General features: G+C 73.0%; 25 protein-coding genes and 1 tRNA gene. 10 read left to right on the top strand and 16 right to left on the bottom strand.

Going from position 1 to position 22,552, the window contains the following annotated elements; genetic code table 11:
- Window position 1: 1 nt before the first annotated feature.
- A complete protein-coding gene (locus GCU67_RS08510) occupies window positions 2-211 on the bottom strand; it encodes a hypothetical protein (RefSeq protein ID WP_163610675.1) in 210 nt (69 codons plus the stop codon).
- A 133-nt stretch (window positions 212-344) separates the two neighbouring features.
- Between GCU67_RS08510 and GCU67_RS08505 the strand changes: the two genes are divergently transcribed.
- Window positions 345-417: transfer RNA gene (locus GCU67_RS08505), tRNA-Asn, on the top strand.
- Between the two features lie 304 nt (window positions 418-721).
- On the opposite strand, the gene GCU67_RS08500 is transcribed toward GCU67_RS08505, so the two are convergent.
- Window positions 722-1,375 carry a DUF7002 family protein gene (locus GCU67_RS08500; RefSeq protein ID WP_163610674.1) on the bottom strand — a complete coding sequence of 218 codons (654 nt, stop codon included), beginning with the start codon at window positions 1,373-1,375 and terminating at the stop codon, window positions 722-724.
- Between the two features lie 142 nt (window positions 1,376-1,517).
- On the opposite strand from GCU67_RS08500, the gene GCU67_RS08495 reads away from it, so the two are divergent.
- Window positions 1,518-2,495 carry an AAA family ATPase gene (locus tag GCU67_RS08495; protein ID WP_163610673.1) on the top strand — a complete coding sequence of 326 codons (978 nt, stop codon included), beginning with the start codon at window positions 1,518-1,520 and terminating at the stop codon, window positions 2,493-2,495.
- Window positions 2,496-2,528: 33 nt separating this feature from the next.
- Here GCU67_RS08495 and GCU67_RS08490 read toward each other — a convergent pair whose 3' ends face one another.
- Window positions 2,529-3,938: an MFS transporter gene (locus tag GCU67_RS08490; RefSeq protein WP_163610672.1), complete on the bottom strand. Its 1,410-nt coding sequence runs from the start codon at window positions 3,936-3,938 to the stop codon at window positions 2,529-2,531.
- Window positions 3,939-4,041: 103 nt separating this feature from the next.
- Here GCU67_RS08490 and GCU67_RS08485 point away from each other — a divergent pair, with 103 nt between their 5' ends.
- Window positions 4,042-4,896, top strand: coding sequence for an MmyB family transcriptional regulator (locus tag GCU67_RS08485; protein WP_163610671.1), 855 nt, complete (start codon window positions 4,042-4,044; stop codon window positions 4,894-4,896).
- Between the two features lie 39 nt (window positions 4,897-4,935).
- Here the strand turns inward: GCU67_RS08485 and GCU67_RS08480 are convergent, their stop codons facing one another.
- Window positions 4,936-5,391, bottom strand: a complete 456-nt coding sequence (locus tag GCU67_RS08480) for a VOC family protein (protein WP_163610670.1) — start codon at window positions 5,389-5,391, stop codon at window positions 4,936-4,938.
- Between the two features lie 223 nt (window positions 5,392-5,614).
- On the opposite strand from GCU67_RS08480, the gene GCU67_RS08475 reads away from it, so the two are divergent.
- Window positions 5,615-6,394, top strand: coding sequence for an alpha/beta fold hydrolase (locus GCU67_RS08475; protein ID WP_163610669.1), 780 nt, complete (start codon window positions 5,615-5,617; stop codon window positions 6,392-6,394).
- Between the two features lie 5 nt (window positions 6,395-6,399).
- On the opposite strand, the gene GCU67_RS08470 is transcribed toward GCU67_RS08475, so the two are convergent.
- From GCU67_RS08470 to GCU67_RS08455, 4 genes are all read right to left on the bottom strand, one after another.
- Window positions 6,400-7,302, bottom strand: coding sequence for an ABC transporter permease subunit (locus GCU67_RS08470; protein WP_163610668.1), 903 nt, complete (start codon window positions 7,300-7,302; stop codon window positions 6,400-6,402).
- Window positions 7,299-8,486 (bottom strand): quaternary amine ABC transporter ATP-binding protein, encoded by a 1,188-nt coding sequence (locus GCU67_RS08465; protein ID WP_338104876.1) that lies wholly within the window; start codon window positions 8,484-8,486, stop codon window positions 7,299-7,301. Before GCU67_RS08465 ends, GCU67_RS08470 begins: the two co-directional genes overlap by 4 nt.
- A 22-nt stretch (window positions 8,487-8,508) precedes the next feature.
- Complete coding sequence (locus GCU67_RS08460) at window positions 8,509-9,480, bottom strand: glycine betaine ABC transporter substrate-binding protein (protein WP_163610666.1); 972 nt, start codon at window positions 9,478-9,480, stop codon at window positions 8,509-8,511.
- Between the two features lie 142 nt (window positions 9,481-9,622).
- Window positions 9,623-10,510: a TauD/TfdA dioxygenase family protein gene (locus GCU67_RS08455; RefSeq protein WP_163610665.1), complete on the bottom strand. Its 888-nt coding sequence runs from the start codon at window positions 10,508-10,510 to the stop codon at window positions 9,623-9,625.
- 416 nt (window positions 10,511-10,926) lie between these two features.
- On the opposite strand from GCU67_RS08455, the gene GCU67_RS08450 reads away from it, so the two are divergent.
- Window positions 10,927-11,256, top strand: coding sequence for a hypothetical protein (locus GCU67_RS08450; protein WP_163610664.1), 330 nt, complete (start codon window positions 10,927-10,929; stop codon window positions 11,254-11,256).
- A 21-nt stretch (window positions 11,257-11,277) separates the two neighbouring features.
- Here the strand turns inward: GCU67_RS08450 and GCU67_RS08445 are convergent, their stop codons facing one another.
- Window positions 11,278-12,888, bottom strand: coding sequence for a glycoside hydrolase family 13 protein (locus tag GCU67_RS08445; RefSeq protein WP_246214813.1), 1,611 nt, complete (start codon window positions 12,886-12,888; stop codon window positions 11,278-11,280).
- 187 nt (window positions 12,889-13,075) lie between these two features.
- On the opposite strand from GCU67_RS08445, the gene GCU67_RS08440 reads away from it, so the two are divergent.
- Window positions 13,076-13,552: a DUF4396 domain-containing protein gene (locus GCU67_RS08440; protein ID WP_163610662.1), complete on the top strand. Its 477-nt coding sequence runs from the start codon at window positions 13,076-13,078 to the stop codon at window positions 13,550-13,552.
- A gap of 46 nt (window positions 13,553-13,598) precedes the next feature.
- On the opposite strand, the gene GCU67_RS08435 is transcribed toward GCU67_RS08440, so the two are convergent.
- The 3 genes from GCU67_RS08435 to GCU67_RS08425 all read right to left on the bottom strand — a co-directional run bounded on the left by GCU67_RS08435 (window position 13,599) and on the right by GCU67_RS08425 (window position 17,178).
- The gene (locus GCU67_RS08435) at window positions 13,599-14,618 is read right to left on the bottom strand and encodes an acetamidase/formamidase family protein (RefSeq protein WP_163610661.1); all 1,020 of its coding nucleotides are present in this window, start codon (window positions 14,616-14,618) and stop codon (window positions 13,599-13,601) included.
- On the bottom strand, window positions 14,615-16,045 hold the full coding sequence (locus GCU67_RS08430) for an amino acid permease (protein ID WP_163610660.1): 1,431 nt from the start codon (window positions 16,043-16,045) through the stop codon (window positions 14,615-14,617). Before GCU67_RS08430 ends, GCU67_RS08435 begins: the two co-directional genes overlap by 4 nt.
- A gap of 89 nt (window positions 16,046-16,134) precedes the next feature.
- Window positions 16,135-17,178, bottom strand: a complete 1,044-nt coding sequence (locus tag GCU67_RS08425) for an ABC transporter substrate-binding protein (protein WP_163610659.1) — start codon at window positions 17,176-17,178, stop codon at window positions 16,135-16,137.
- A 22-nt stretch (window positions 17,179-17,200) separates the two neighbouring features.
- Here GCU67_RS08425 and GCU67_RS08420 point away from each other — a divergent pair, with 22 nt between their 5' ends.
- Window positions 17,201-17,650 (top strand): MarR family winged helix-turn-helix transcriptional regulator, encoded by a 450-nt coding sequence (locus tag GCU67_RS08420; protein WP_211661027.1) that lies wholly within the window; start codon window positions 17,201-17,203, stop codon window positions 17,648-17,650.
- A gap of 67 nt (window positions 17,651-17,717) precedes the next feature.
- Entirely contained in the window at window positions 17,718-17,975 is a 258-nt protein-coding gene (locus tag GCU67_RS08415) for a hypothetical protein (protein ID WP_338104875.1), read from the top strand.
- A gap of 16 nt (window positions 17,976-17,991) precedes the next feature.
- Here the strand turns inward: GCU67_RS08415 and GCU67_RS08410 are convergent, their stop codons facing one another.
- Window positions 17,992-18,213: a hypothetical protein gene (locus GCU67_RS08410; RefSeq protein WP_163610657.1), complete on the bottom strand. Its 222-nt coding sequence runs from the start codon at window positions 18,211-18,213 to the stop codon at window positions 17,992-17,994.
- 182 nt (window positions 18,214-18,395) lie between these two features.
- Here GCU67_RS08410 and GCU67_RS08405 point away from each other — a divergent pair, with 182 nt between their 5' ends.
- Complete coding sequence (locus GCU67_RS08405) at window positions 18,396-19,172, top strand: helix-turn-helix transcriptional regulator (protein WP_338104874.1); 777 nt, start codon at window positions 18,396-18,398, stop codon at window positions 19,170-19,172.
- A 30-nt stretch (window positions 19,173-19,202) separates the two neighbouring features.
- Here GCU67_RS08405 and GCU67_RS08400 read toward each other — a convergent pair whose 3' ends face one another.
- Window positions 19,203-19,712: a mycothiol transferase gene (locus GCU67_RS08400; protein ID WP_163610656.1), complete on the bottom strand. Its 510-nt coding sequence runs from the start codon at window positions 19,710-19,712 to the stop codon at window positions 19,203-19,205.
- A 44-nt stretch (window positions 19,713-19,756) separates the two neighbouring features.
- Window positions 19,757-20,953, bottom strand: a complete 1,197-nt coding sequence (locus GCU67_RS08395) for a serine/threonine-protein kinase (protein ID WP_163610655.1) — start codon at window positions 20,951-20,953, stop codon at window positions 19,757-19,759.
- Between the two features lie 90 nt (window positions 20,954-21,043).
- Between GCU67_RS08395 and GCU67_RS08390 the strand changes: the two genes are divergently transcribed.
- A complete protein-coding gene (locus GCU67_RS08390) occupies window positions 21,044-22,072 on the top strand; it encodes an ion channel (RefSeq protein ID WP_163610654.1) in 1,029 nt (342 codons plus the stop codon).
- A gap of 6 nt (window positions 22,073-22,078) precedes the next feature.
- Here the strand turns inward: GCU67_RS08390 and GCU67_RS08385 are convergent, their stop codons facing one another.
- Entirely contained in the window at window positions 22,079-22,543 is a 465-nt protein-coding gene (locus tag GCU67_RS08385; protein ID WP_163610653.1) for a histidine kinase, read from the bottom strand.
- Window positions 22,544-22,552 lie beyond the last annotated feature (9 nt).

The following is a 22,552-nucleotide window of genomic DNA, read 5'->3' as shown; positions in this document are numbered from 1 at the left end:
GTCAGTGGCCGGTGTCGGTGCCCATGCGGGTCTTGACGGAGTCGACGGCGGCGTCGGCGCGGGCCTGGGCGACGCCGGCGGCGGCCTGCAGACGCGGGTCGTCCTTGGCCGAGGCGTAGAGGCGACGGATCTGCTCGTAGCGCTCACGACCGGCCTTGGCGCCGAGGACGTAACCGGCGCCGAAGCCGGCGAGGAAGGACAGCTTGGCCACGAGGGACCTCCTGGGTTCGGGGGAGTGCTGACGGTACCGGCCGGTTCCGCGGCCGACCCGCCGAGAACCCCTGCCCCGGCACCCCGCCCACGGTGTAGTAACCTGGTCCAGTCCGCGGGTCACGGCCCGCTGATCCCTCGTAGCTCAATTGGCAGAGCATGCGACTGTTAATCGCAGGGTTATAGGTTCAAGTCCTATCGAGGGAGCAAGCCGAGCTCCCTGATCAGAGTCGCTGATCAGGGGGCTTCTGTCGTGCTGGTGCACCGAGAGCTGTTGGGCAGCCCTGCCGGCGCACGTCCTTGCTGCGGCCGCTGCCTCTGCCCCGACCGGACGCGGGGTGGGGGTTTGAGCACCGCGGCACGGCCGTCAGCGAACAGGGCGACGCCGCTGCGGAAAGCCGCCGTCTCCTTATGCTGCCTGTCAACGCGAGGGCTTCGTCCGCATCAGCACCTGTTGCGGAATCAGCTGGTCCGGTGCGCCAACTCACGTAGACCGCAACCCGTATCGGCTTCAGCTGACGCCGGTTCCCGGTTGCAGTCTCCTGCGCTCGATCAGTAGGCCGCTCACGTCCTGAACCTCTCCCGGAACCGTCAGTTCGGCGATGGGGGGTCGCTTGCCTCGACGCTCCTCCCACGGGTACTCGCTGATCGGCAGGAAGGGCCGCGGCCCACGCTCGATTCTCGAGCCCGGATGGACGGCGCCGCTGTTGTACGGCGAGAGCTCGACCATGTGGCCGTATCGCGACAAGAGTGCGGCGGTGTCCAGGACGAGCATCTCGTGTGCTCGGTCCCGGTAGGGGGGCGCGTTCCTGAGCTTCAAGAGCGGCGACTCATCGAGGAAGAAGAACACGCGCTGGTTGAGTGCCTGGTAGTACTCAGGCACGTCCATGCCCACCAGCGTCCGGCGCAGCACCGTCTCGTTCATCGGCTTGTTGTCGCGTACCCACGCGGTTCCTACGCCCGAGCGTTCGAGTCGCCTCATCTCGGGGCGGCGCTGGCACAGGAGGCGCTCGCGGTCAGAGCCGACGACTCCGTACACGTCGAGCAGCGATGCCGTCGACAGCAGCCCGTGGCGCTCGATCGACGGCCACGCCCCGATCTCCGTCAGGTGGTACAAGCGCGGCCAACGCTGCTCGATGACGCTGGTCGTCAGCGACGAGATCATTGGCGGACGATATCGACAGCGACTCCCTTCGGGAGCAACGGCTTTGTCGGCGGCCGACTTCGCTGCGACGGCTACTACACGGCAGACGCCGAGCACTGTTCTCCGCCGAGCCCCCTGCTCGTGGCGCGCTTACGCTCGTGGGATGCCGTCCAACCGCAAGCCGCTGGACGAATTCCGCGAGACCGTCGGCCGCCTCGGCGACCAGCTCCCGCGCCCCGGCATCCGCGGCGTCGACGACCTGATGAACGACCTCTTCGGCGGTCGCCCCGGGCCGGCCCGACCGCTCGAGGCCATCCAGGCCGACCTCGACGCGCTCGTCGGGCTGGAGGCGGTCAAGGAGCAGGTGCAGGCGCTCGTCGCCTTCCTGCAGGTGCAGGCCCGCCGCAAGGAGCACGGCCTCCCCGAGGCGGCGACGTCCCAGCACCTCGTGTTCCTCGGCAACCCGGGCACCGGCAAGACCACGGTCGCCCGGCTGCTGGCCGAGATGTACCGGGCGGTCGGCCTGCTGAACAAGGGCCACCTGGTGGAGGTCGACCGGGCCGGTCTGGTCGGGCAGTACGTCGGGTCGACCGCCATCAAGACCGACCGCGTGATCCGCAAGGCGCTCGACGGCGTGCTGTTCATCGACGAGGCCTACTCGCTGTCGCCGGACTCCGACGGCCGGGTCGACTTCGGCCCGGAGGCGATCGAGGTCCTGCTCAAGCGGATGGAGGACCACCGCCACCGGCTCGTGGTCATCGTCGCCGGCTACCCCCGGCTGATGGAGGCGTTCCTGGCCTCCAACCCGGGTCTCCGCTCGCGGTTCGCCCGCGAGATCGACTTCCCGGACTACTCGACCGCCGAGCTCGAGGCCATCTTCACCGGCGTCGTCCTGCAGCACGAGTACGTGCTCGAGCCCGGTGCCGCCGCGACGCTGCGACGCACCCTCGGCGGTCTCACGTCGGACCAGGAGTCCGGCAACGCGCGCTTCGCCCGCACCCTGTTCGAGCAGTCGCTGAACCGCCAGGCCCTGCGGCTGACCCGCGGCGAGGGGAAGAGCGTCGACGACCTCAGCCGGGACGACGTCTCGACGCTCACCGCGGGCGACATCGCCGACGCCGCCCGCGCGCTGAGCGAGTAGCCGGGCCGGCGGGTGACCCCGCCGGCCCGGCCCTCAGGCGCGGGGGCGCAGCAGCTGGGTCAGCGGGGTGACCACGACCATCACCGCGGCCAGGATGAACGCCGTCCACTGGAACGCGTGCTCCGCACCGAGGCCGAAGTAGATCGACCCCACCACCGCGGAGCCGAAGCCGAGCGACGCCTGCATGACGGTGAGCAGCAGGCCCCCGCCGAGACCGGCGAGGTGGCCGTGCACCTGGCTGAGGATGACGCCCATCAGCGGCGACCAGAGCAGGGCCGTGCCGACGCCGATCGCGACCATCGGACCCGCCACCCGCCACATCGAGTAGACCTCGGTGGAGACGAACCCGTCGACGACGAACCCGACCCAGACGAGCCCGGCGGCGGTCAGCACTCCACCGGCGGCCAGCACGCTCATGCCGAAGCGCTGCATCAGCCGGCTCGTGGCCATGGACGCGGCGAAGAAGCCCAGTGACATCGGCAGCAGGCTCAGCCCGATGCGCAGCGGCGACAGGCCGTGGCTGCCGGCCAGGAATGCGTACACGAACATGAAGCCGCCGAAGGTGACGAACACCGGCGCCGCCACCAGCAGGCCGATCCGCATCGTGCGGAAGGCGAACAGCTCCGGCGGCAGCAGGGGCAGGCTGCCGCGGCGCTGCAGCCGCAGCTGCCACCACACCAGCGCGGCCAAGGCGACCGGCGCTGCAGCCAGGCAGATCCACGTCCACAGCGGCCAGCCGGTCGCGCGCCCCTCGGTCAACGGGAAGATCAGCAGGGTCATGGTCGCGCCCAGCAGGGCGACTCCGGTCCAGTCCAGCGACGTCCGGGCAGGTGCCTTGGTCTCGGGCAGGTAGCGGGCAACGCCGATCAGCACGAGCAGCGCGACCGGGGTGTTGATCCAGAACACCGAGCGCCAGCCGAGGTCGGAGCCGGCCAGACTCCCACCGACCAGGAATGCCAGCGAGCTGGAGAGCCCGGCGGTGGCGGCGAACAGACCCAGCGCCCGGGTGCGGTGGTGCCCCTCGGAGTTGGCGTGGATGCTCGCCAGCACCTGTGGGGAGAGGACGGCGGCGGACAGGCCCTGCAGGAACCGGGCGGCGACGAGCTGGCCGGGGTCCTGCGCGACGGAGCACAGCAGGCTGGTGACGGCGAACGCGGCCAGGCCGATCAGCAGCATCCGCTTGCGGCCGAACGAGTCGCCCAGCCGACCACCGATCACGACCAGCGCGGCGTAGACGACGCCGTAGGCGGCCACCACCAGCTGCAGGGTGCCGGCCGAGGCGCCGAGCTCGACGCCGATCTGGCGCAGCGCCACGTTGACGCTGAACACCGACATGACGGGTACGACAGCGGCGGCCAGCGTGGCGAGGAGGGCGATCGGGTGCATCCGGCGGGGTCCTGCGGACGGTGGTGCGACCGTCGGCAGGGAGGTGTCCTGGCTCATGGGCGTCAGCCTGGGGCCGGGCGGATGCTGGTGGTGAGAGCCTGTCGATCCTGGTACTGGCAGGCCCCTGGCTAAGAGCCGGCGCCGCCGCCAGCATGGTCGCGTGACGGTCTCCAGGCGCACCGAGCTCGCCGACTTCCTGCGCACCCGCCGCGAGCGGGTGACCCCGGACGACGTCGGGCTGCCCAGCGGTGGACGGCGACGCACGCCGGGTCTGCGCCGTGAGGAGGTCGCGCTGCTCGCCGGCGTCGGCGTCACCTGGTACACGTGGCTGGAGCAGGGCCGTGACATCAACGCCTCGGTGCAGGTGCTCGAGGCCATCTCCCGCACGCTGCGGATGGACACCCAGGAGCGCTGGCACCTCTTCCAGCTCGCCGGGGTCACGGTCGTCGCCCCGTCGACGAACAGCTGCGACGTCGTGGGGGAGGCGGCCCAGGCCGTCCTCGACCAGCTCGACCCCTTCCCGACGGTGGTGCTCTCGCGGCGGTACGACATCCTCGGCTACAACCGCGCCTTCAACGCCCTCGCCGGCGACCTCGACTCGATCGACCCGGGCGAGCGCAACCAGCTCTGGTTGTTCTTCACCCACCCCTGGTGGCGCGACGTCTGCCTCAACCGCCGTCCGGAGGCCGGCGCGCACCTGGTCGCCAACCTTCGCGCCGGCCTCGCCGAGCACCTCGACGACCCGCTGTGGACCGAACTGGTCCGCCGGCTGCGCGAGGCGTCGCCGGAGTTCGAGACGCTGTGGCGCCGCCACGACGTCATGGACCGCGGGATGCCGGCCAAGGACTTCCGCTCACCCGTCGGCGACCTGCACCTGCAGCTGCAGCGCTTCCAGGCCGGGGAGCTGTCCGGTGGTGCCCGGATGATGGTCTACACCGCGCGTGACGAGGTCACCCGGGCGCGGCTGGACGACCTGGTCGCCTGGGATGCGCGGCAGCGCCTGCACGCGGTCTGACCGGCGGGACCCGGGTGCCGGTTCCCGCCGGGACCACGGTCAGACCCCGGCGACCTGCGCGGCCGGCTCGACGTCCTGCCCGGCCGTCGCCGAGGCCATCCACATGACCTGCCAGCCGTGGCCGTCGAGGTCGAAGAAGCTGCGCGACACCATGAAGCCCAGGTCCTCCAGCGGGTCCGCCTCGACGGCACCGGCCGCCAGCGCGGTGTCGACGACCCGGTCGACGTCCTCGCGGGCCGGCACGCTGAAGGAGTAGAGCGCCAGCGCGTGCGTGGTCGGGTCGGCCATCGGCAGCTTCGAGTGCTGCGCGAAGGTCGCGTGGTCGCCGAGCATCACGTTGGCCTGCTCACCGATGAGCATGCAGGCCGCGCCCTCGCCGGAGAACGCCTCGTCGAAGGTGAAGCCGAGCGCGGCGAAGAACGCCCGGCTGCGCGCGACGTCAACCACGGGCAGGGTCACGAAGAACGTGCGCCTGGGGTGGGCGGGGGTGGTCACGGTGGGTCTCCCGTCGGAGGTGCGAGTGGGTACGCGGGGGAGACCGGCGGCCACGGTGGAACTCATCGGTGCCGGCCGGCGGCTCCGGGTCCCGGGGCCGCTGCGCGGCGAGGACCGAGGGTGACCGGGCGCGTCGGCCGAGCGCAGCGCCCCATGGTCCAGCGCGGCGCCCGCGGCGCCCGCGGCGGCGCCGGACCGGCCTCCGGGCCACTACCGTCCCGGCATGGAGACCCGGCTGCGCGGTGTCACGGTCCACTCCGTCGAGCACGGCAGCGGTGTGCCGCTGGTCGTCCTGCACGGCGCTGGCGTCGACCACCGCGACGTCCAGGCCGCCCTGGAGCCGGTGCTGGAGGGCACGGACCTCCGCCGCGTCTACGTCGACCTGCCCGGGATGGGCCGCACCACCGCCGAGAGCCTGCACGGCAACGACGACGTCGTCGCGGTCCTGGCTGCGTTCGTCGAGCAGGTGGCGGGGGAGCCGGTGCTGCTGCTCGGCCACTCCTACGGCGGGTACCTCGCCCGCGGGCTGACCGCGCAGCGACCGGACCTGGTGCGCGGCCTGGCGCTGGTGTGCCCCGCGGCCGAGCGCACCGGCGACGTCCCCGCGCCCGTGGTCGTCCGCCAGGACGCCGACGCCCACGACGAGCTCGAGCCCGACCAGCGGGCCGGCTTCGACGAGTACTTCGTGGTGCGCACCCGGGCCACCGCCCGCCGGCACCGCGACTCCGTCGTCCCCGGCATGGCGATCCAGGACGAGGCGGCGCTGGAGCGGGTGTTCGCCCGCTGGCCGGTCGACGTCGGCACCGGCCCGGTCGACGTCCCGACGCTGCTGCTCGCCGGGCGGCAGGACTCCGTCGTCGGGTACGCCGACACGGTCGACCTGCTCGGCCGCCACCCGCACGCGACGCTGGCCGTGGTCGACGGAGCCGGTCACGCCCTGCTGCACGAGCGACCGGACGTGGTCGGCGGACTGCTGGCCGACTGGGTCGACCGGGCCCGCTGAGCGGGTCAGCCCACTGCCGCGGAGGGCGCCGGTTCCGCGCGCGACGCGCTCCGTCGGGTGCGGGCCCGGAGCAGCCGGGACACCGCCGTCTCGTGCCCCAGCGTGGCGGTCAGCCGGTCGAGGAAGATCGCCAGCAGGACGACGGCGAGGCCACCCTCGACCCCGGACGCGACGTCGAGCTGCGTCACCGCCCGCACCACGACTGCCCCCAGACCGGCGGCGCCCAGCAGCCCGGCGGTGACCACCATCGACAGCGCCAGCATGATCACCTGGTTCACGCCGGCCATGATCGAGGGCAGCGCGAGCGGCAACTGCACCTCCCGGAGCACCTGCCCGGGCCGGGAGCCGAAGGCCTGCGCGGCCTCGACGACCTCCCGGTCGACCTGCCGGATGCCCAGCTCGGTCAGCCGGACCCCGGGCGGGATCGCGAACAGGATGGTCGCCACCACCCCCGGTACAACACCCACGCCGAAGAAGAACACCGCCGGGATCAGGTAGACGAACACCGGCGTGGTCTGCATGAAGTCCAGCACCGGCCGCACCGCGACGCTCACCGCCCGGTGCCGGGCCGCCAGCACCCCCAGCGGCACCCCGATGGCGGTGGCGATCACCGCGGCCACCAGCACCAGGGCCAGCGTCTGCATCGTCTCGGCCCACAGCTCCAGGGACACGATCAGCAGGCCGGCCAGCAGCGTGTAGAGCGCCAGCCAGGGCCCGCGCACCAGCAGAGCCAGCAGCGTGGCCACCACGATCCAGGCCACCGGCGGCGGTGTGACGAGGGCGTCGGTCAGCCCGTCGACCAGCACCTGCATGACCGCGGACACCGCGTCGAAGAGCCACGGCACGGTGGCGAGCAGCCAGTCGACGAGGTCGGAGACCCCTCGGCCCAGCGGGACGTGCGGGATCACGGGGTGCTCCTCCGGGCCGGGACGGCCGACAGCGCGTCGAGCACCGCCGCCCGTGGGACGACGCCGAGCAGCCGCCCGCCGTCGTCGACGACACCGAGCGGGACGACGTGCCGCCCGACCAGGTGCACGAACTGGTTCACGGGCGTGCCCGCCGGGACGGTCGCGTGGTCACCGCCCAGTTCCTGCGGGCCCAACGTAGTGCGGCCCTCCTGCACGGCGCGGGCCAGCAGGTCGTCCCGCGCGACGCCGACGAGGCGCCGGTCGTCGTCGAGCACGTACACGCCGTCGGCGTCCGCGGCCGCCAGGGACCGCAGCACGTCGCCCGGGTCGGCACCCAGCCGTGCGGTCAGCCGCGGCTCGCGCGCCAGGTCCCCGGCGGTGAGCACGCGGGTCCGGTCGACGTCGGAGGTGAAGTCGGCGACGTAGTCGTCGGCGGGCGCGGCGATGATCTCCGGCCCCGTGCCCAGCTGCACCGTCCGTCCGTCCTTGAGCATGAGGATCCGGTCGCCCAGCCGCATGGCCTCGTTGAGGTCGTGGGTGATGAACACGATCGTCTTGGACAGCTCGGACTGCAGCCGTTCCAACAGGTCCTGCATGTCGCGGCGGATCAGCGGGTCGAGGGCGGAGAACGGCTCGTCCATCAGCAGCACCTCGGAGTCGGCGGCCAGCGCGCGGGCCAGGCCCACGCGCTGGCGCATGCCGCCGGAGAGCTCGTCGGGGCGGGCGCCGGCCCGGTCGAGCAGCCCGACCGTCTCCAGCGCCCAGTCGGCGCGCTCCCGCTGCTCCGCCGCCGGGGCCCCGCGCACCTTCAGGGCGTAGGCGGCGTTCTCCCGCACCGTGCGGTGCGGGAGCAGCGCGAAGTGCTGGAAGACCATGCTGATCTTCTCGTTGCGCACCGTGCGCAGCTCCGCGTCACCCAGGGCGCGCAGGTCCCGGCCGTCGATCTCGACGGTGCCGGCGCTGGGCTCGATCAGCCGGTTGAGCAGCCGCACCAGGGTGGACTTGCCCGAGCCGGACAACCCCATGACGACGAACAGCTCGCCGCGCTCGACGGCGAAGCTGACGTCGTGGACGGCCACGGTCGCCCCGGTCCGCCGGAGGACCTCGGCGCGGCCGACGCCCTGGGCGGCGAGCTCCAGCGCCTCCCGCTCGCGCCCGCCGAAGACCTTGGTCAGGCCGGACACGCGCAGCACCGGCGGTGTCACGTCAGGCGATCCACTGGTCGATCTGGTCGGCGTGGCCGTCCACCCACTGGCGCGCGACGGTGGCCACGTCCTCGCCGTCGACGTCCACCTGCTTCTGCATGGCCTCCATCTCCTCGACGGAGATCCGCAGGTCGGTGAGCAGGCCGGCGAAGCCGGGTGCCTGCTCCTGCAGTTCCTTGCTGGCGGCGATGTTCGCGCTGTAGGACGGCATGGCGCAGGCGCCGTCGCCGGTGGTCAGGCAGCCGTCGGTGTAGGGCGTGGGCTCCTCGAGCTGGACCATGTCGTACTGCGCGAAGACCGCGTGCGGGTGGTACAGGTACAGCACGATCGGCTCCTGGGCGGTGTAGGAGTTCTTGAGCTGCGCGAGCTCGGCCGCCTCGCTGGCCACGACGTGCTCCAGGCCGATGCCGTACCCGCTGAGCCGCTTGGTGTTCTGCTCGGTGGTGATGTAGCCGGGGTCGGCGTCGTAGAACTTGCCGCCCAACTGCTCGGCGTAGTCGTCGAGCTGGGTGACGCTGGTCAGGCCGGCGAGCGGCCCACCGGGGGCGACGGCGTAGGCGGGCACGAACCAGCCCTGCGCGGCGCCGCCGTAGGTCTCCGACACGACGTCGACGCGGTCAGCCGCCCCGTCCGCCAGCTCCTGCTGGTTGGGCAGGGCGACCTCGGTGAGCAGGTCGATGTCGCCGCGCTGGGCACCGGCCCAGGCCGCGGCCGGGTCCAGCTGGGTGGTCGCGAGCGAGGCGACGCCGAGGTCGGGGTGGTCGGCGGCGATCTCGCTGAGGATGCCGTTGGTCAGCCCGGCCGCGGTCCAGCTGAACTGGGCGGTCTGCACGGTGAGGCCCTCGCCCCCGGCGGCTGTGGCGCTGCCGGCACCGGAGTCGGACTTCTCGCTGGCGCAGCCGGCGAGGGTGAGGGACAGGAGGGCGGTCAGCGCGACGGCGGAGGCGCGCGGACGCGGGAGGGTGCGGGGCATGGGGGATCGACTCTCTGAGGAGGACGTCGGGCAGTCAGAACCGCTCCCGACGTGGGCATGGGTGTGCGACGAGGCGCGGGCCCTGAGGGCCGGCGCCTCGTCGGTGTCGTGCGGAGCTGCGCGCCGGGCGCGCAGCGGGAGGTCAGGCGAGCGGCCCGACGGGCTCCTCGCCACGGAAGGTGATGCGGTGCATCACGCGGCGCTGGGTGCCGTAGTCGCGGTTGGCGTAGTGCACGGTCGAGCGGTTGTCCCACATGACCACGTCACCGACGGACCACCGGTGCCGGACGATGTGCTCCGGCTTGGTGATGTGGGCGTAGAAGAGGTCGAGCAGGTGGCGGCTCTCGGCGTCGGAGACGTCCTTGATGTGCGAGACGAAGCCCGGGTTGACGAACAGGCCCTTGCGGCCGGTGTCGGGGTTCACCCGGACGACGGGGTGCTCGATCGGGACCAGGGCGCGGAACTCCTCGCCCTCCCACTTGGTGCGCTCCTCGCGCTGGGCGAGGTAGTACCCGAACTCGCGGGTGCCGTCGTGCACGGCGACCAGCTGGTCGGCCAGGCGCTGCACCGGCTCGCTGAGCGAGCGGTAGGCCAGCTCGAGGTCGGCCCACTGGGTGTCCCCGCCGGTGGGGGGGAGGACGACGGCCCGCAGCACCGAGCCCAGCGGGGGACGGCGCACGAAGGTCACGTCGGTGTGCCAGACGTCGGCGAAGCCGCCGGAGGCGCTGTCGAGCGCGTAGATCTCCGGGTGGTCCTCGTCGACGCCCGGGACGACCGGGTGGGACTCGGTGAGCTCACCGAGGCGGCGGCCCAGGGCGATCTGGCTGTCGGGGTGCAGGTCGTGCTGGTCGGCGAAGAACAGCACCTTGTACTCGGCGAGCGCGGCCCGGATGGCCAGGATCTGCTCGTCGGTGGCGCGGTCGAGGTCGACGCCGTGCACCCGGGCGCCGATGGTCGGCTCCAGGCGCTCGATCTCGAGCACGGACTGCTCGGCGGACGGGGTGGACGTGGGCACAGCGAGCAGGGTCATGCGAGGGCTCCAGGGAGGGGAGGTGCGGGCGGGGCGGGCGGTGCTCAGTCGAGACAGAGCGCGCTCGCGCACCGCAGCAGGTCGATGTGCCGGCGCTCGACGAGCGCGCACTGCACAATCCCTACCGAGTTCATAGGAATTACTCTAACCGCACTCCGCAGCCCGTGTCGATGCGGCCGGCCGTGTCGGCACGGAGCCGGCGCGTTCGGAGCGGCATGCTGCCCATCGGATGGACCAAGGACTCCTCTTCCCGGCCCGTTTCCCGCGGTCGAAGACATGGGGCGACGGCGTGTCCTCGCCTGGAGCGACCACCGCGCACCGGCGACCGGTTCGGGGCAGTCCCTGCCGCAGTTCCTCGCTGGCCCGCTGGCCTGCTGGGATGGGTCGTCTCGGTGGCCGGCCGTACCCTGCGGGCCGTGGACGACGCGGTGGAGGAGTCGGCGCCCTGTGGTCTGTGCGGCCGCCGGCTCATCGACGTAGGTGGTGGAGCTGATGCCACCTTCCTCGAGGTCACGCACGGAGAACCGAGCGTCTACGTCGAGGAGGTCTTCTGCACCCAGCAGCACGCAGCGGAGTGGTTGTCCCGTCCGTTGCCGGCGCGCGCGACCCCGGAGCCGGTGGAGACATCGTCCCGTTGGCGTGACCGGCTGGTCGCGGTGACCTTCGCCTTCTCGGTGCTGTGGGGTCTCGGGTTGATGCTGTTGGGTGCATGGGCGGCCGTCCGCCTGCTCGGCGGCTGGAACTGATCCGGCCGCACCGCGCGCAGGTCAGTCCTCGCTGATCCAGGCGGCGGTGTTCGGCGGGAGGGCGATGCTGCCCGCGGACTGGCGCACCGAGGTCGACGACGCCAGCAGCACCGTCCCCGTCGTCCGCACCAGCACGGTCTCGGTGCCCATGTTGACCACGCAGCGCACCGTCTCGTCGTCCCCGGCGCAGTGCACGGTCAGGACGTCGCCGGCGGTCTCGACCCTCGCCTCGCCCGACCCGAGCGCCGGGTGCGCGGCCCGCAGGGCGAGGGCGCGGCGGTAGAGGGTGAGCATCGAGCCACCGTCGCGGGTCTGGGCGGAGACGGCGTAGCCGGACCAGTCGGCGGGGATCGGCAGCCACGGATCGGCGGCACCGTCGGGGGAGAAGCCGACGCCGGCGGTGTCGTTCCACGGCATGGGGATGCGGCAGCCGTCGCGGCCGGCGCGGGCACCGCCGCTGCGGAAGAAGATCGGGTCGGTCTTCGCCTCGTCGGGGACGACGGCCTGCGGCAGGCCCAGCTCGTCGCCGGCGTAGAGGTAGGCGGAGCCCGGCAGCGAGAGCATCAGCAGCGCTGCGGCGCGGGCCCGGGCGGTGCCGAGCGCGCCGCCGCCGAAGCGGGTGACCTGGCGGTCCTTGTCGTGGTTGCCCAGCACCCAGGAGACCGGGGCGCCGACGGAGCCGAAGGCGTCCAGCGCGCTGCGCACGCCGTCGGCGAAGGCCTCGGTGTCCCAGCCGGACTTCAGCAGCCGGAAGCAGAACGACTGGTGCATCTCGTCGGGGCGCGAGTACAGCGCCACCTCCTGCGGGTCGGCCAGGCAGACCTCGCCGACGATCATGGTGTCCGGGTACTCGTCGGTGATCTCCCGCCAGCGGCGCCACACGTCGTGCACCTCGGGCTGGTTCCAGGTCATCGCCTGCTCCGGGCCGTGGCCGAACAGGGTGGGGGAGTACGTCCCCGGGTTGTCGCGGAGCTCGGCGTCCTTGAACAGGCCGTAGGCCACGTCGACGCGGAAGCCGCTGACGCCGCGGTCCAGCCAGAACCGCAGGGTCTTCTCGAAGTCCGCGGCGACGGCCGGGTCGCGCCAGTTCAGGTCGGGCTGCTCGGGGGCGAACAGGTGCAGGTACCAGCGGCCGTCGGGGGTGCGCGACCAGGCGGGGCCGCCGAAGAGCGACCGCCAGTTGTTCGGCGGCTCCTCCGAGGCGGGGGCGAAGTGGTAGCGGGAGGCCTCGGGGGCCTCGGGGTCGGCGAGCGCGGCCTGGAACCACGGGTGCTGGTCGGAGGTGTGGTTCGGGACGACGTCCAGCACGACCTTCAGGCCCAGCCGGCGGGCGTCGGCGACCAGCGCCTCGAGGTCGGCGACGTCGCCGTAGTCGGGGTCGACCGCGCGGTAGTCGGCGATGTCGTAGCCGCCGTCGGCGCCGCCCGAGGGGTAGTGCGGGTTGATCCACAGCGCGTCCACGCCGAGCCAGGACAGGTAGGGCAGTCGCGAGCGCAGGCCGGCCAGGTCGCCGATGCCGTCGCCGTTGCTGTCGGCGAAGGACCGCAGGTAGACCTGGTAGACGACCGCCGACCGCCACCAGGGCGAGAGGGACGGGTGGGCCGCGACCTGCTGCTCGGTCGAGGTCCGCATCGTTGCGAGCCGACGTGACATGTCGCCATCATCGGCAGTCCGACGGCGCGCTGTGTGCTGCAGGTCTCACCAATGACCCGGATCGGGTAGGCAGATGTAGCCAACGGTGTGTGCGGTCGGCGATCGGACTCCTGGCGCCGTATACCCCCTGGGGGTGTTCAGGCGTCATCCGTCCCGAGGAGGCGTCATGCACGACACGACAGTCCACGCGGCCCACGGCTCGACCCCGTCGGTCAGCTGGTCGATGGCTGTCCAGGCGACCCTGCACTGCCTCACCGGCTGCGCCGTCGGCGAGGTGCTCGGCATGGCCATCGGGACGGCGGTGGGCCTGCCCGCCGCCGGCACCGTCGTCCTGGCGGTCGCGCTGGCGTTCGTCTTCGGCTACGCCTTCACGATGCGCGGTGTCCTGCGCAGCGGGCTGGTCCTGCGGGCGGCGTTCGGCGTCGCGCTGGCCGCCGACACCGTGTCCATCGCCGTGATGGAGCTCGTCGACAACGCGGTGCTGCTCGCCGTCCCGGGTGCGATGGACGCAGGTCTGGGCAGCGCGCTCTTCTGGCTGTCCCTGGCCGGTGCCCTGGCCGTGGCGTTCGTGCTCACGGTGCCGGTGGACCGGTGGCTGATGAGCCGCGGGAAGGGCCACGCCGTGGTGCACCAGCTGCACTGACCGACCGCCGCCGGACCCCGCCGCGCGGGAGGGGTCCGGCGACCGGTCAGCGCTGGGACAGATAGGCCGCGCCGGTCTCCCGCAGCCGGGCGTGCACGCCGTCGAACGCGGCCGCACCGGGCAGGAACCGCTTGGGCAGCTTGGCCACCATCGTGTAGTTGGTGTCGACGACGTTGCCCACCGGCGCGAGCCCGGCCTGGCTGACCAGCTGGTAGGCGTCCAGGACGTCCCAGCCGGCCAGCTCGGCCGCCCAGCCGACGAGGTCCCGCTGGCTGACCCGGTAGGCGTCCTCCAGTGGCCGGACCGAACCGGTGGACATGAGGAACTCGTCGTTCTCCAGCCGCGGCCAGGCCGGTGCCCCGCCCTTGATGAGGTCGACGACCACGACCGTGCGCATCGCCGCCTCGACGGCGGTGCCGCACACCTCGCCCTCGCCCTGCCGGCAGTGCCCGTCCCCGAGCGACAGCTGCGCCCCGGGCACGTTGACGCCCAGGTAGACCGTCGTCCCGGCGCGCAGCTCGGGGGTGTCCATGTTGCCGCCGTGCGCCGCCGGGGTGATCGACATGAACACCTGGCCGGCGGCCGGCGCGACCCCGAGCGTGCCGTGCATGCAGTCCAGCGGCAGCTCCACCTCCGGGCCACCACGACGCGGCCGGAACAGGCAGGTGCCCGCCTCCCGGTCGACCTCGTAGACCCAGACGACCTCCTCCAGCGGGTCGTGCAACATCGCCGTCTCATGGGTGGCCGTCAGCGCCCCGAAGTGCGGGAACGTCGTCGACACCGCCCAGTCCCGGGCCGGGGCGATGTCGATGACGTGCACCGCGAGGGTGTCGCCGGGCTCGGCGCCCTCGACGTGCACCGGCCCGGTGACCGGGTTGAGGTAGGGGAACTCGCAGACCCGGGTGGGCAGGTCCTCGACCGTCCGGACCCGGCCGCCGAAGCAGTCCTCGGTGGTCAGCTCGACCACCGTCCCCGGCTGCACCCGCAGCAGTGGCTCGCCGCCGCCGCCGAAGGTGTAGCGCAGCTGGTCGGGGGTCGGGTCGAGGGAGACGACCTCCAGGGTCACTTCTCCTCCGCCAGCACCGGCTTGCGTCCGGTGGTCACCAGGAAGACCAGCACCAGGGCACCGATGCCGAACCACACGAAGCCCAGCCGCTGGGCCGCGACGTCGGCGTTGACCACGACGGCCACCAGGATCGCGAACCCGATGACCGGGACGACGAGGTGGCGCCACCAGTCCCGGCTGCCCTCGCGCAGCACGAAGTGGACGACGACCGACACGTGCAGGACGAGGAAGGCCGACAGGGCGCCGAAGTTCACCAGCGTGGACAGCGTCCCGATGCCGTAGTCGTCCTTGGTGGTCATGTACAGGCCCAGCGCCAGGCTGACCCCGGCGACCAGGAACGTGGCGTTGACCGGCACGCGGCGGGTCGGGTGCACCTTGCGCAGGAAGCCGGGCAGCTGCCGGTCGCGGGCCATGGCGAACAGCAGCCGCGAGGTGGCCGCCTGGGCGACCAGGGAGTTGGCGAAGCCCCAGGCGATCGCGGTGGCCACGGCGGTGACGATGTAGAGCCAGTGCCCGCTCGCGGCCTCGGCGGCGTCGTAGAAGGCGGTGCCCCCGGCGTCACCCTCGGCGATCAGGGTCTCCGGGTCCGGCACCAGCAGCGCGGCGATCCAGGTCTGCACGATGAACAACGTCCCGGCCAGCGCGAGCGCGGCGATCATCGACTTGCCGATCGAGCGTGCGGACTCGCTGTTCTCCTCGGCCAGGGTGGAGATGCCGTCGAAGCCCAGGAAGCTCAGCACGGCGATGGAGACGGCGCCGAAGACCAGGCTGACGGAGAAGGTGTCACTGTCGTAGATCGGCGAGAACACGTCACTGCCGTTGCCGTTGCCGGCCGCCAGGGCGAGCAGGCCGATGACCACGAAGACGGCGAGCACGATCAGCTCGCCGATCAGCATGATCTTGTTGATCTTCGCGGTGAACTCGATGCCGAGGTAGTTCACGACGGTGTTCAGCACGACGAAGCCGACCACCCAGACCCACACCGGGATGCCGGTGAGGATCGCGTTCATGGCGACCGAGGCGATCAGGTAGAGCAGGCCGGGGATCAGCACGTAGTCGAGCAGGATCATCCAGCCGGCCAGGAAGCCGACCGGCTGGGCGATGCCACGGCCGGCGTAGGTGTAGACCGAGCCGGCCATCGGGAAGGCCCGCGACATCTGCGCGTAGGACGACGCGGTGAACGCCATGGCCAGGGCGCCGATGGCGTAGGCCAGCGCGATCATGCCGCCGGAGCCGGAGAAGACGCTGCCGAAGATGCCGAACGGCGCGATCGGCACCATGAAGACCAGGCCGTAGACCAGCAGGTCGGTGAAGCTCAGCGAGCGCTTGAGCTCCTGCTGGTAGCCGAACGCCTCGACACCGTCGGTGCCGGTGGCTGTCGCCGGTGCTGCGTGGGCAGCACTGTGGGTGGTGCGTGGGTCGTTCACGGCGGGTCCTCTCCTCAGCCGGCCCTCGGCCGGACGGGAGGACCGTAGTGCCGATTTGTTTCCGGATGGAAACGAATCCGCACAGAAGTTCAGCCGGTGGGCAGCTGCTCGAAGCTGAGCCCGTCGGCCCGGGCCAGCCGGGGCGGCGGGGGAGCGGGGACGGCGGACCGGTTCCCGTCGGCGAGCAGCGAGCAGGCCAGTCGCACGCCGTCGTAGAGACCGCGGGCATAGGCACACACCACCGGCGCGGCCGCCCCCACGCGCTCGGCGTGCCGCTCCTGCAGGGCCAGCTGGTGCTCGTCGGCCGACGCCGACCCGGCTGCGAACGACGGCATCGTGGCGTACAGCTCCCCGGTGGCGTCCCCACCGAGTGCATAGAGGCCGTTCTCCTCCAGGGCGCCGGACAGCCGCACCACCCGGCGGTCCAGGCCCGCGCGGGCGAACTCGCGGTGGAAGCGCACCAGGTCGCGGCCGACCAGGCTGAGCAGCACCGCGTCGGCCCGGGTGCGCACCACCAGGTCCAGCAGCGGGCCGGGGTCGCCGGGCCCGAAGGGCACCAGTGCCTCGCCGACGACCTGCGCGCCCAGCCCGGCCAGCGTCGTCCGGGCGGCTCGGTGCACCGCGCGCGGCCACACGTAGTCGGTCCCCAGCAGCACCCACCGGCGGGCGCGGCGGTGCCGGACCAGCCAGCCCAGCGCCGCGGCGTGCTGGTCGCCCGGCCCGTGCCCGGTGCGGTGGACGCCGCCGACGCCGCGACCGCCCTCGTGCGGCGGGGTGAACACGTAGCTGCCCCGGCCGGCCCACGCCCGTGCCAGGGCGCGGTGCACGTCGCTGGTGTGGAAGCCGACCAGGCTCTCGAAGACGCCGGCCTCCCGGAGCGCGACGGCCTCGGCGGTGACGACCTCCGGTGCCCGGCCGGAGTCCACCGGCACCAGCTCGACCCGCCGTCCGGAGACCCCGCCGGCCCGGGTGCACTCGTCGGCGGCCAGGGACGCGAGGTCCAGCGCCGACGGGGCGGTCAGCGCCAGCGGCCCGCTCAGCGGCACCGCCAGCCCGATCCGGACGACGTCGGGCGCGGGGCCGGAGACGAGGACGTCCCACGGGTCCCGCAGCGGAGACGGTGTGCCGGGCACGTCGCTGAGTATGGTCAGCCGCATGCCGGGGCGGGACGTCGAAGCCGTGACGACCACCCGCCCGGACCTCGTCGAGCTGCTCACCGCCACCTCCCGCCAGGTCGAGCGGGCCGTGTCCGCCGTGCTGACCGAGGACGGCGGGACGCTGGAGGGCTACCGCGTGCTGCGTGCCCTGGCCACCGCGCCCGGGTCCACGATGGGCCAGCTGGTCGCCCGGCTGCAGCTGCCCGGGCCCACCGCGACCCGGGTCGTCGACGGGCTGGTCGACGCGGCGCTGGTCTACCGGCTGCCCGACCCCGAGGACGGCCGGCGGGTCGTCGTCCACCTGTCCGGGCCGGGCCGCACCCGGCTGGCCCGGTGGGAGGCGCTGGTCGAGGCGCGGGAGTCCGCGCTCGCCCGGTCGCTGGGGGAGGACCGGGTCGCGGCGCTGCGGCTGGCGCTCGCCGAGCTGGCGGAGGACGCCGACCGCTGATCGGCGGTGCACGATGCATCGTGCAGCAGATGATTGAGATGACGTGTCCCAGGGCACAGGCTCTCTCGTGACCACAGTGCAGCGGCTGACGTACGCCGTGGGCTTCGCGAGGCCGGACCGGCGTTACTGGGCCCAGCCCGTCGACCAGCCCATGTCCTGGCACGCCGTGGAGGCGCACCGCCCCACCGACGAGCTGGACGGGGAGGTGGAGCTCGCCGTGTGCGGCGCGATCGTGCAGGTCTGGGGCTCCCAGCAGTGGGACCGGATGAGTGCCGGCCGTTCCACCTGTGCCGAGTGCCGCCGGCTGGCCGTACCCGCGTCCTGATCGGCGCTCCCGGCGCTCAGCAGGCCGCCCCGACGCGTGCGTTCGGACAGGTGTCCTCGTAGGCGGGCAGGTCGGGGAAGGTCCGGGCGGCGGGAGGTACCGCGGCCGTGGTGTCCCCGGTCAGCAGGACGACCGCCAGCAGGACGGTGGCCGTCAGCAGGACCATCGCCAGCACCAGGACGGCGGTGCGGTGGGCGGCTGCCCAGGCGGGACCAGGCAGGTGTGCGATCGCGGACATGAGAGGTCCTCTCGGCCGCGGGGCGGCCCGGGTGGGTGGATCAGGTGCGCCGGCGGGATGACCGGGGCACGTCCAGGCTGACGCTCCCCGGTGTCCCCGCGGTATCCGCTCTCGGGCGTATTCCGCTGCGCCTCGCACCGGCCTAGCGTGAGGACACCGGGTCCTCCGCCGGGGGGGGTGTCGTGAGCACCAGCGAGCTGTACGCCGCGGACGTCGACGCCCTGGTGCGCGTGCTGGACGAGGCGCACGAGGACGAGCCCGGGCCGGCGATGCCCTGGGCGCTGCTGGAGGGCCTCCAGCGGCTGGTGCCCTGTGACCTCGAGGTCAACTACCAGCACCACGAGCTGCGGGCCAGCCGGACGCTGCTCATCCACTCGGTCGAGCCGGGGCCGCGGCGGATCGACCCTGCGGGCCCGGCGCCCTCGGCCCCGGAGGACCCCTTCTGGCAGTACTGGTGGCACGGGCCGTGCTCGTGGCCGCAGCGGTCCGGGGACCTCCGCCGGGTGGTCGACACCGGCGACTTCCTCGCGACCGAACGGGACCGGCTGGCCGACCCCATCTGCGAGGTCCTCCCGGAGCTGCGCGCTGCGATGATCATGTCGCTGCCGGCCGCGCCGGGGGAGGCCCGGCGGGTCGTCCTCATGCGGCACTCCGGCTCCTTCTCCGAGCGGGACCGGCAGATCGCGACGCTGCTCCGCCCGCACCTCCAGGAGATCTGGCTGGACGCCGAACGGCGCCGGGCCGGCGTCCCCGCGCTCACCCCGCGCGAGTGGGAGCTGCTGGCGCTGGCGGCGAACGGGCTGTCCTACGCCGCCATCGCCGAGCAGCTGGTCATCTCCGTCGGCACGGTGCGCAAGCACATGGAGCACGTGCGCGAGCGGCTCGGGGTGCACAGCATCGCGGCCGCCGTGGCGGTCGCGATGCCGCACGCCCCCGCCCACCTCTGGCGGCCCGGCTAGAGCGGCTCCGGCGTCCGCCCCCCGGCGCGCTCAGCGCCGCTCGAGGACCCCGCGCACGATCGCGGCCTGACCGGCGTGCTGCAGGTCGTCGCCGATCACGCTGAGCAGCCGGACGCCCAGGGTCACCGGCGGGTCCCAGCGCTCGTCGACGACCCGGTCGAGGTCCTCCGCCGACAGCGTGCGCAGGAACGCGGCGGTCCGCCGGTGCACCTCGGCGTGGTACTCGACCAGCAGCTGCGGGTCGGTGACGACGGTGGCCGCGACGTCGGCGCTGCTGAAGCCGTAGCCGATCGCGCCGGGCTCGAACGGCAGCCCGAACCGGTCCGCCCAGCCGTCGGCCGTGTACGCCTGCTCTGTCCCGGCGACCTCGGCCACGTGGTCGTCCTGCACCCGGGTCAGGTGCCAGACCAGCCAGGCGATCGTGTTGGCGTCGGGGTCCAGGCGCTCGTTCAACAGCGCTGGGTCGATCCCGTCGACCGACCTCCGGACGACCTCCTCGACGTTGTCGAACGCGGTCAGCAGCAGGTCACGGCTCTCCATGCCAGCGGCCTACCCGCCCGCCCACCGGGGCAGTCGTCGCCGGGTCAGGACAGCTCGACCACCCCGGTGACCAGCAGCGCCAGCGCCCCCAGGACGAGCAGCACGAGCAGGACCAGCAGCACCGTGGGGACGACGACCCAGCGCCGCTTGAACCGCAACCGGCGCTGCTTGACCGCCTGTCGCCGCTCGCGCCGGGTGCGGGTCGGCGCCGCCGCCGCGTCGGCGCGCCGTCGGTCGGCGGCCTCCTTGGCCTGGTCGCGGGCGCCGCGGACCACCGTGCTCATCACGGCCTTGGACGAGGAGGCCAGCGCCAGCAGGTCGGCCAGGTCGAAGCGCTCGACCTGTCCGCCGCGCGCCGCCTCCTCGGCGCCGCCGGACACGGGCGTGCGCCGTCCGGCCGGCTCGGGGTCTACTCCAGCGGCGACCTGCTCCAGCGCGCGCCGGGCCTCGGCCGCCGTCATCCGGGCGCCGGGGTCCTTGGTCAGCAGCCCGGTCAGCACCGGGCCCAGCGAGCCGGCGGCACGCACCGGCGCCGGCTCCTCGTCGACCACCGCCAGCAGCGTCGCCATCGGGGCGCCGCGGTCGAAGGGCGTGCGGCCCTCGACGGCGGTGTAGAGCGTCGCGCCCAGCGACCACAGGTCGATCGCAGGGGTGGACTGCTCGCCGCGGGCACGCTCCGGCGCCATGTAGGACGGCGAGCCCAGCACCGCCCCCTGCGCGGTGATCGAGGAGTCGTCGGTGGAGGTGGCGATGCCGAAGTCGGTGAGGCAGGCGTGGCCGGCGTCGTCCACCAGCACGTTGCCCGGCTTCACGTCGCGGTGCACGATGCCCGCGGCGTGCGCGACCTCGATCGCCGCCAGCACGTCCAGCCCGATCCGGGCGACGGCGGACGGGCTCAGCGGCCCGTCGTCCTCCAGGACCTGCTGGAGGCTGCGGGAGCGCACGTGCTCCATGACCAGCCAGGGCCGGCCGTCCTCCTCGACGACGTCGTGGACGGTGACCACGTGCGGGTCGTCCAGCCGGGCGGCGGCCCGGGCCTCGCGCAGGGTGCGCTCGCGCAGCACGGCGCGCTCGTCGTCGGTCAGGTGCACCGGGTAGGTGATCTCCTTGAGCGCGACCTCGCGCTGCAGCACCTGGTCGGTGGCCTGCCAGACCACGCCCATGCCGCCGCGGCCGAGCTCGGCGCCCAGCAGGTAGCGCCCGCCGACGAGCCGCTCGCCCTCTGCGGGCCCGGACGTCATGATCACGTGGGTGCTCCGCGCGCGACCTGGCCAAACGCCCTGTGCCCGGACGGTAGGTTGCGCGCAGCGTCCGATCCCGGCGGGAGATCCGTGTTCCTCCTCATCTCCCGGCTGACCCGCCTGCTGGGCAGCCGGCTGCACGGCTGGCGGTTGCCGCTGGCCGTGATCGTGCTGGTGTTCCTCAGCAGCTGGCTGGCGATGGCGCTGGTGGAGCCGGCCGACAGCGAGATCGCCGCACCGGGCAACTACTGGTGGTACTTCGTCGTCACGGCCGCCACCGTCGGCTACGGCGACTTCTTCCCGGAGTCGGGGGCCGGCCGGCTGGTGGGCACGTACGTCATCGTCGGCGGGATCGTCACGCTGACCCTGCTGTTCTCGCGGCTCGCCGACTACCTGCAGTCGGCCCGCGGCAAGCGCCGGAAGGGTGTGGGAGCACTGGAGCTCAGCGAGCACGTCGTCGTCCTGGGGTACACGCCCGGCCGGACCGAGCGGATGCTCGCCGAGCTGCACGCGGAGAACGCCACCCCGATCGCGCTGTGCGCGTGGGACGAGGTGGGGGAGAACCCGGTCCCGGAGGACCCGGTGGTGTCCTTCGTCCGCGGCGACCTCACCCTCGCCGACGTGATGACCCGGGCCTGCGTCCACCGGGCCCGCACGGTGATCGTCGACGGGCGCGACGACAACGAGACCCTGGCCATCGCCGTCGCCGTGGAGCACGCCAATCCCGGCGTGCACACCGTCGCGGCGCTGCGCGACCTCGGCCGGCGCGACAACCTGCGCTACGTCAACCCGGGGATCGCCTGCGTGCAGTGGCACATGCCCACGCTGATCACCGAGGAGGCGCTGGACCCGGGCATCACCGAGGTCTACAGCGACCTGATGAGCGCCGGCGGGCACGGCAACACCTACTCGCTGCGGCTGCCGGCCGGGCACGGGTTCACCGCCTTCGGCGACTGCCAGACCCACCTGGGACGGCGGTTCGGGGCCACCGTGCTCGCCGTCCGCACCGCCGACGGGCTCGCGGTCAGCCCGCCCTGGGACACCCCGATCGGCGACGGGACGACGCTGTACTACGTGGGCCGCGGGCGGATCGACGCCCGCGACCTGGTCGCCCGCTGAGCACGCTCAGGCGTCGGCGGGCAGCAGGGTGCTGAGCATCCGGGCGCTCATCTCCACCAGCGGGAGGTGCCGGGCGAGCGAGCGCGGCTGGGCTCGGGTCGAGACCCCGCACAGGGTGCCGAACAGCGCAGCGGAGCGGGTGACCAGCGGGACACCCACGTAGGCGGCCACCCGTTCGCCGTGCAGGGCCACCAGGTCCTGGTAGGCCGGGACGGCGGCGGCGACGGTGGCCACCCGCGGGCCGGAGCCGTTGACCATCGAGTGGCAGAAGGACTGCGTCCAGGGGACCGAGGTGCCGCAGGGGACGGACTCCCGGGGATGGGAGAGCAGTACGTGCTGGTGGGGCGGCTGGACCCGGGTCACCATCCAGGCGTCCAGACCGACGGTGCGGTGCAGGAACCCCAGCGAGGCGCGGGCGGCGGCCGCCCAGTCCTCGAAGGGGACGACGTCGTCCACCACGAGAGCGAGCATGCGTCGATG

It is taken from the genome of Modestobacter muralis, assembly GCF_010682105.1.
In the GTDB taxonomy this organism is placed as follows: Bacteria; Actinomycetota; Actinomycetes; order Mycobacteriales; family Geodermatophilaceae; genus Modestobacter; species Modestobacter muralis.
Note: the sequence above shows the minus strand (reverse complement) of the source record. Positions and strands in the feature narration are given on the sequence as shown.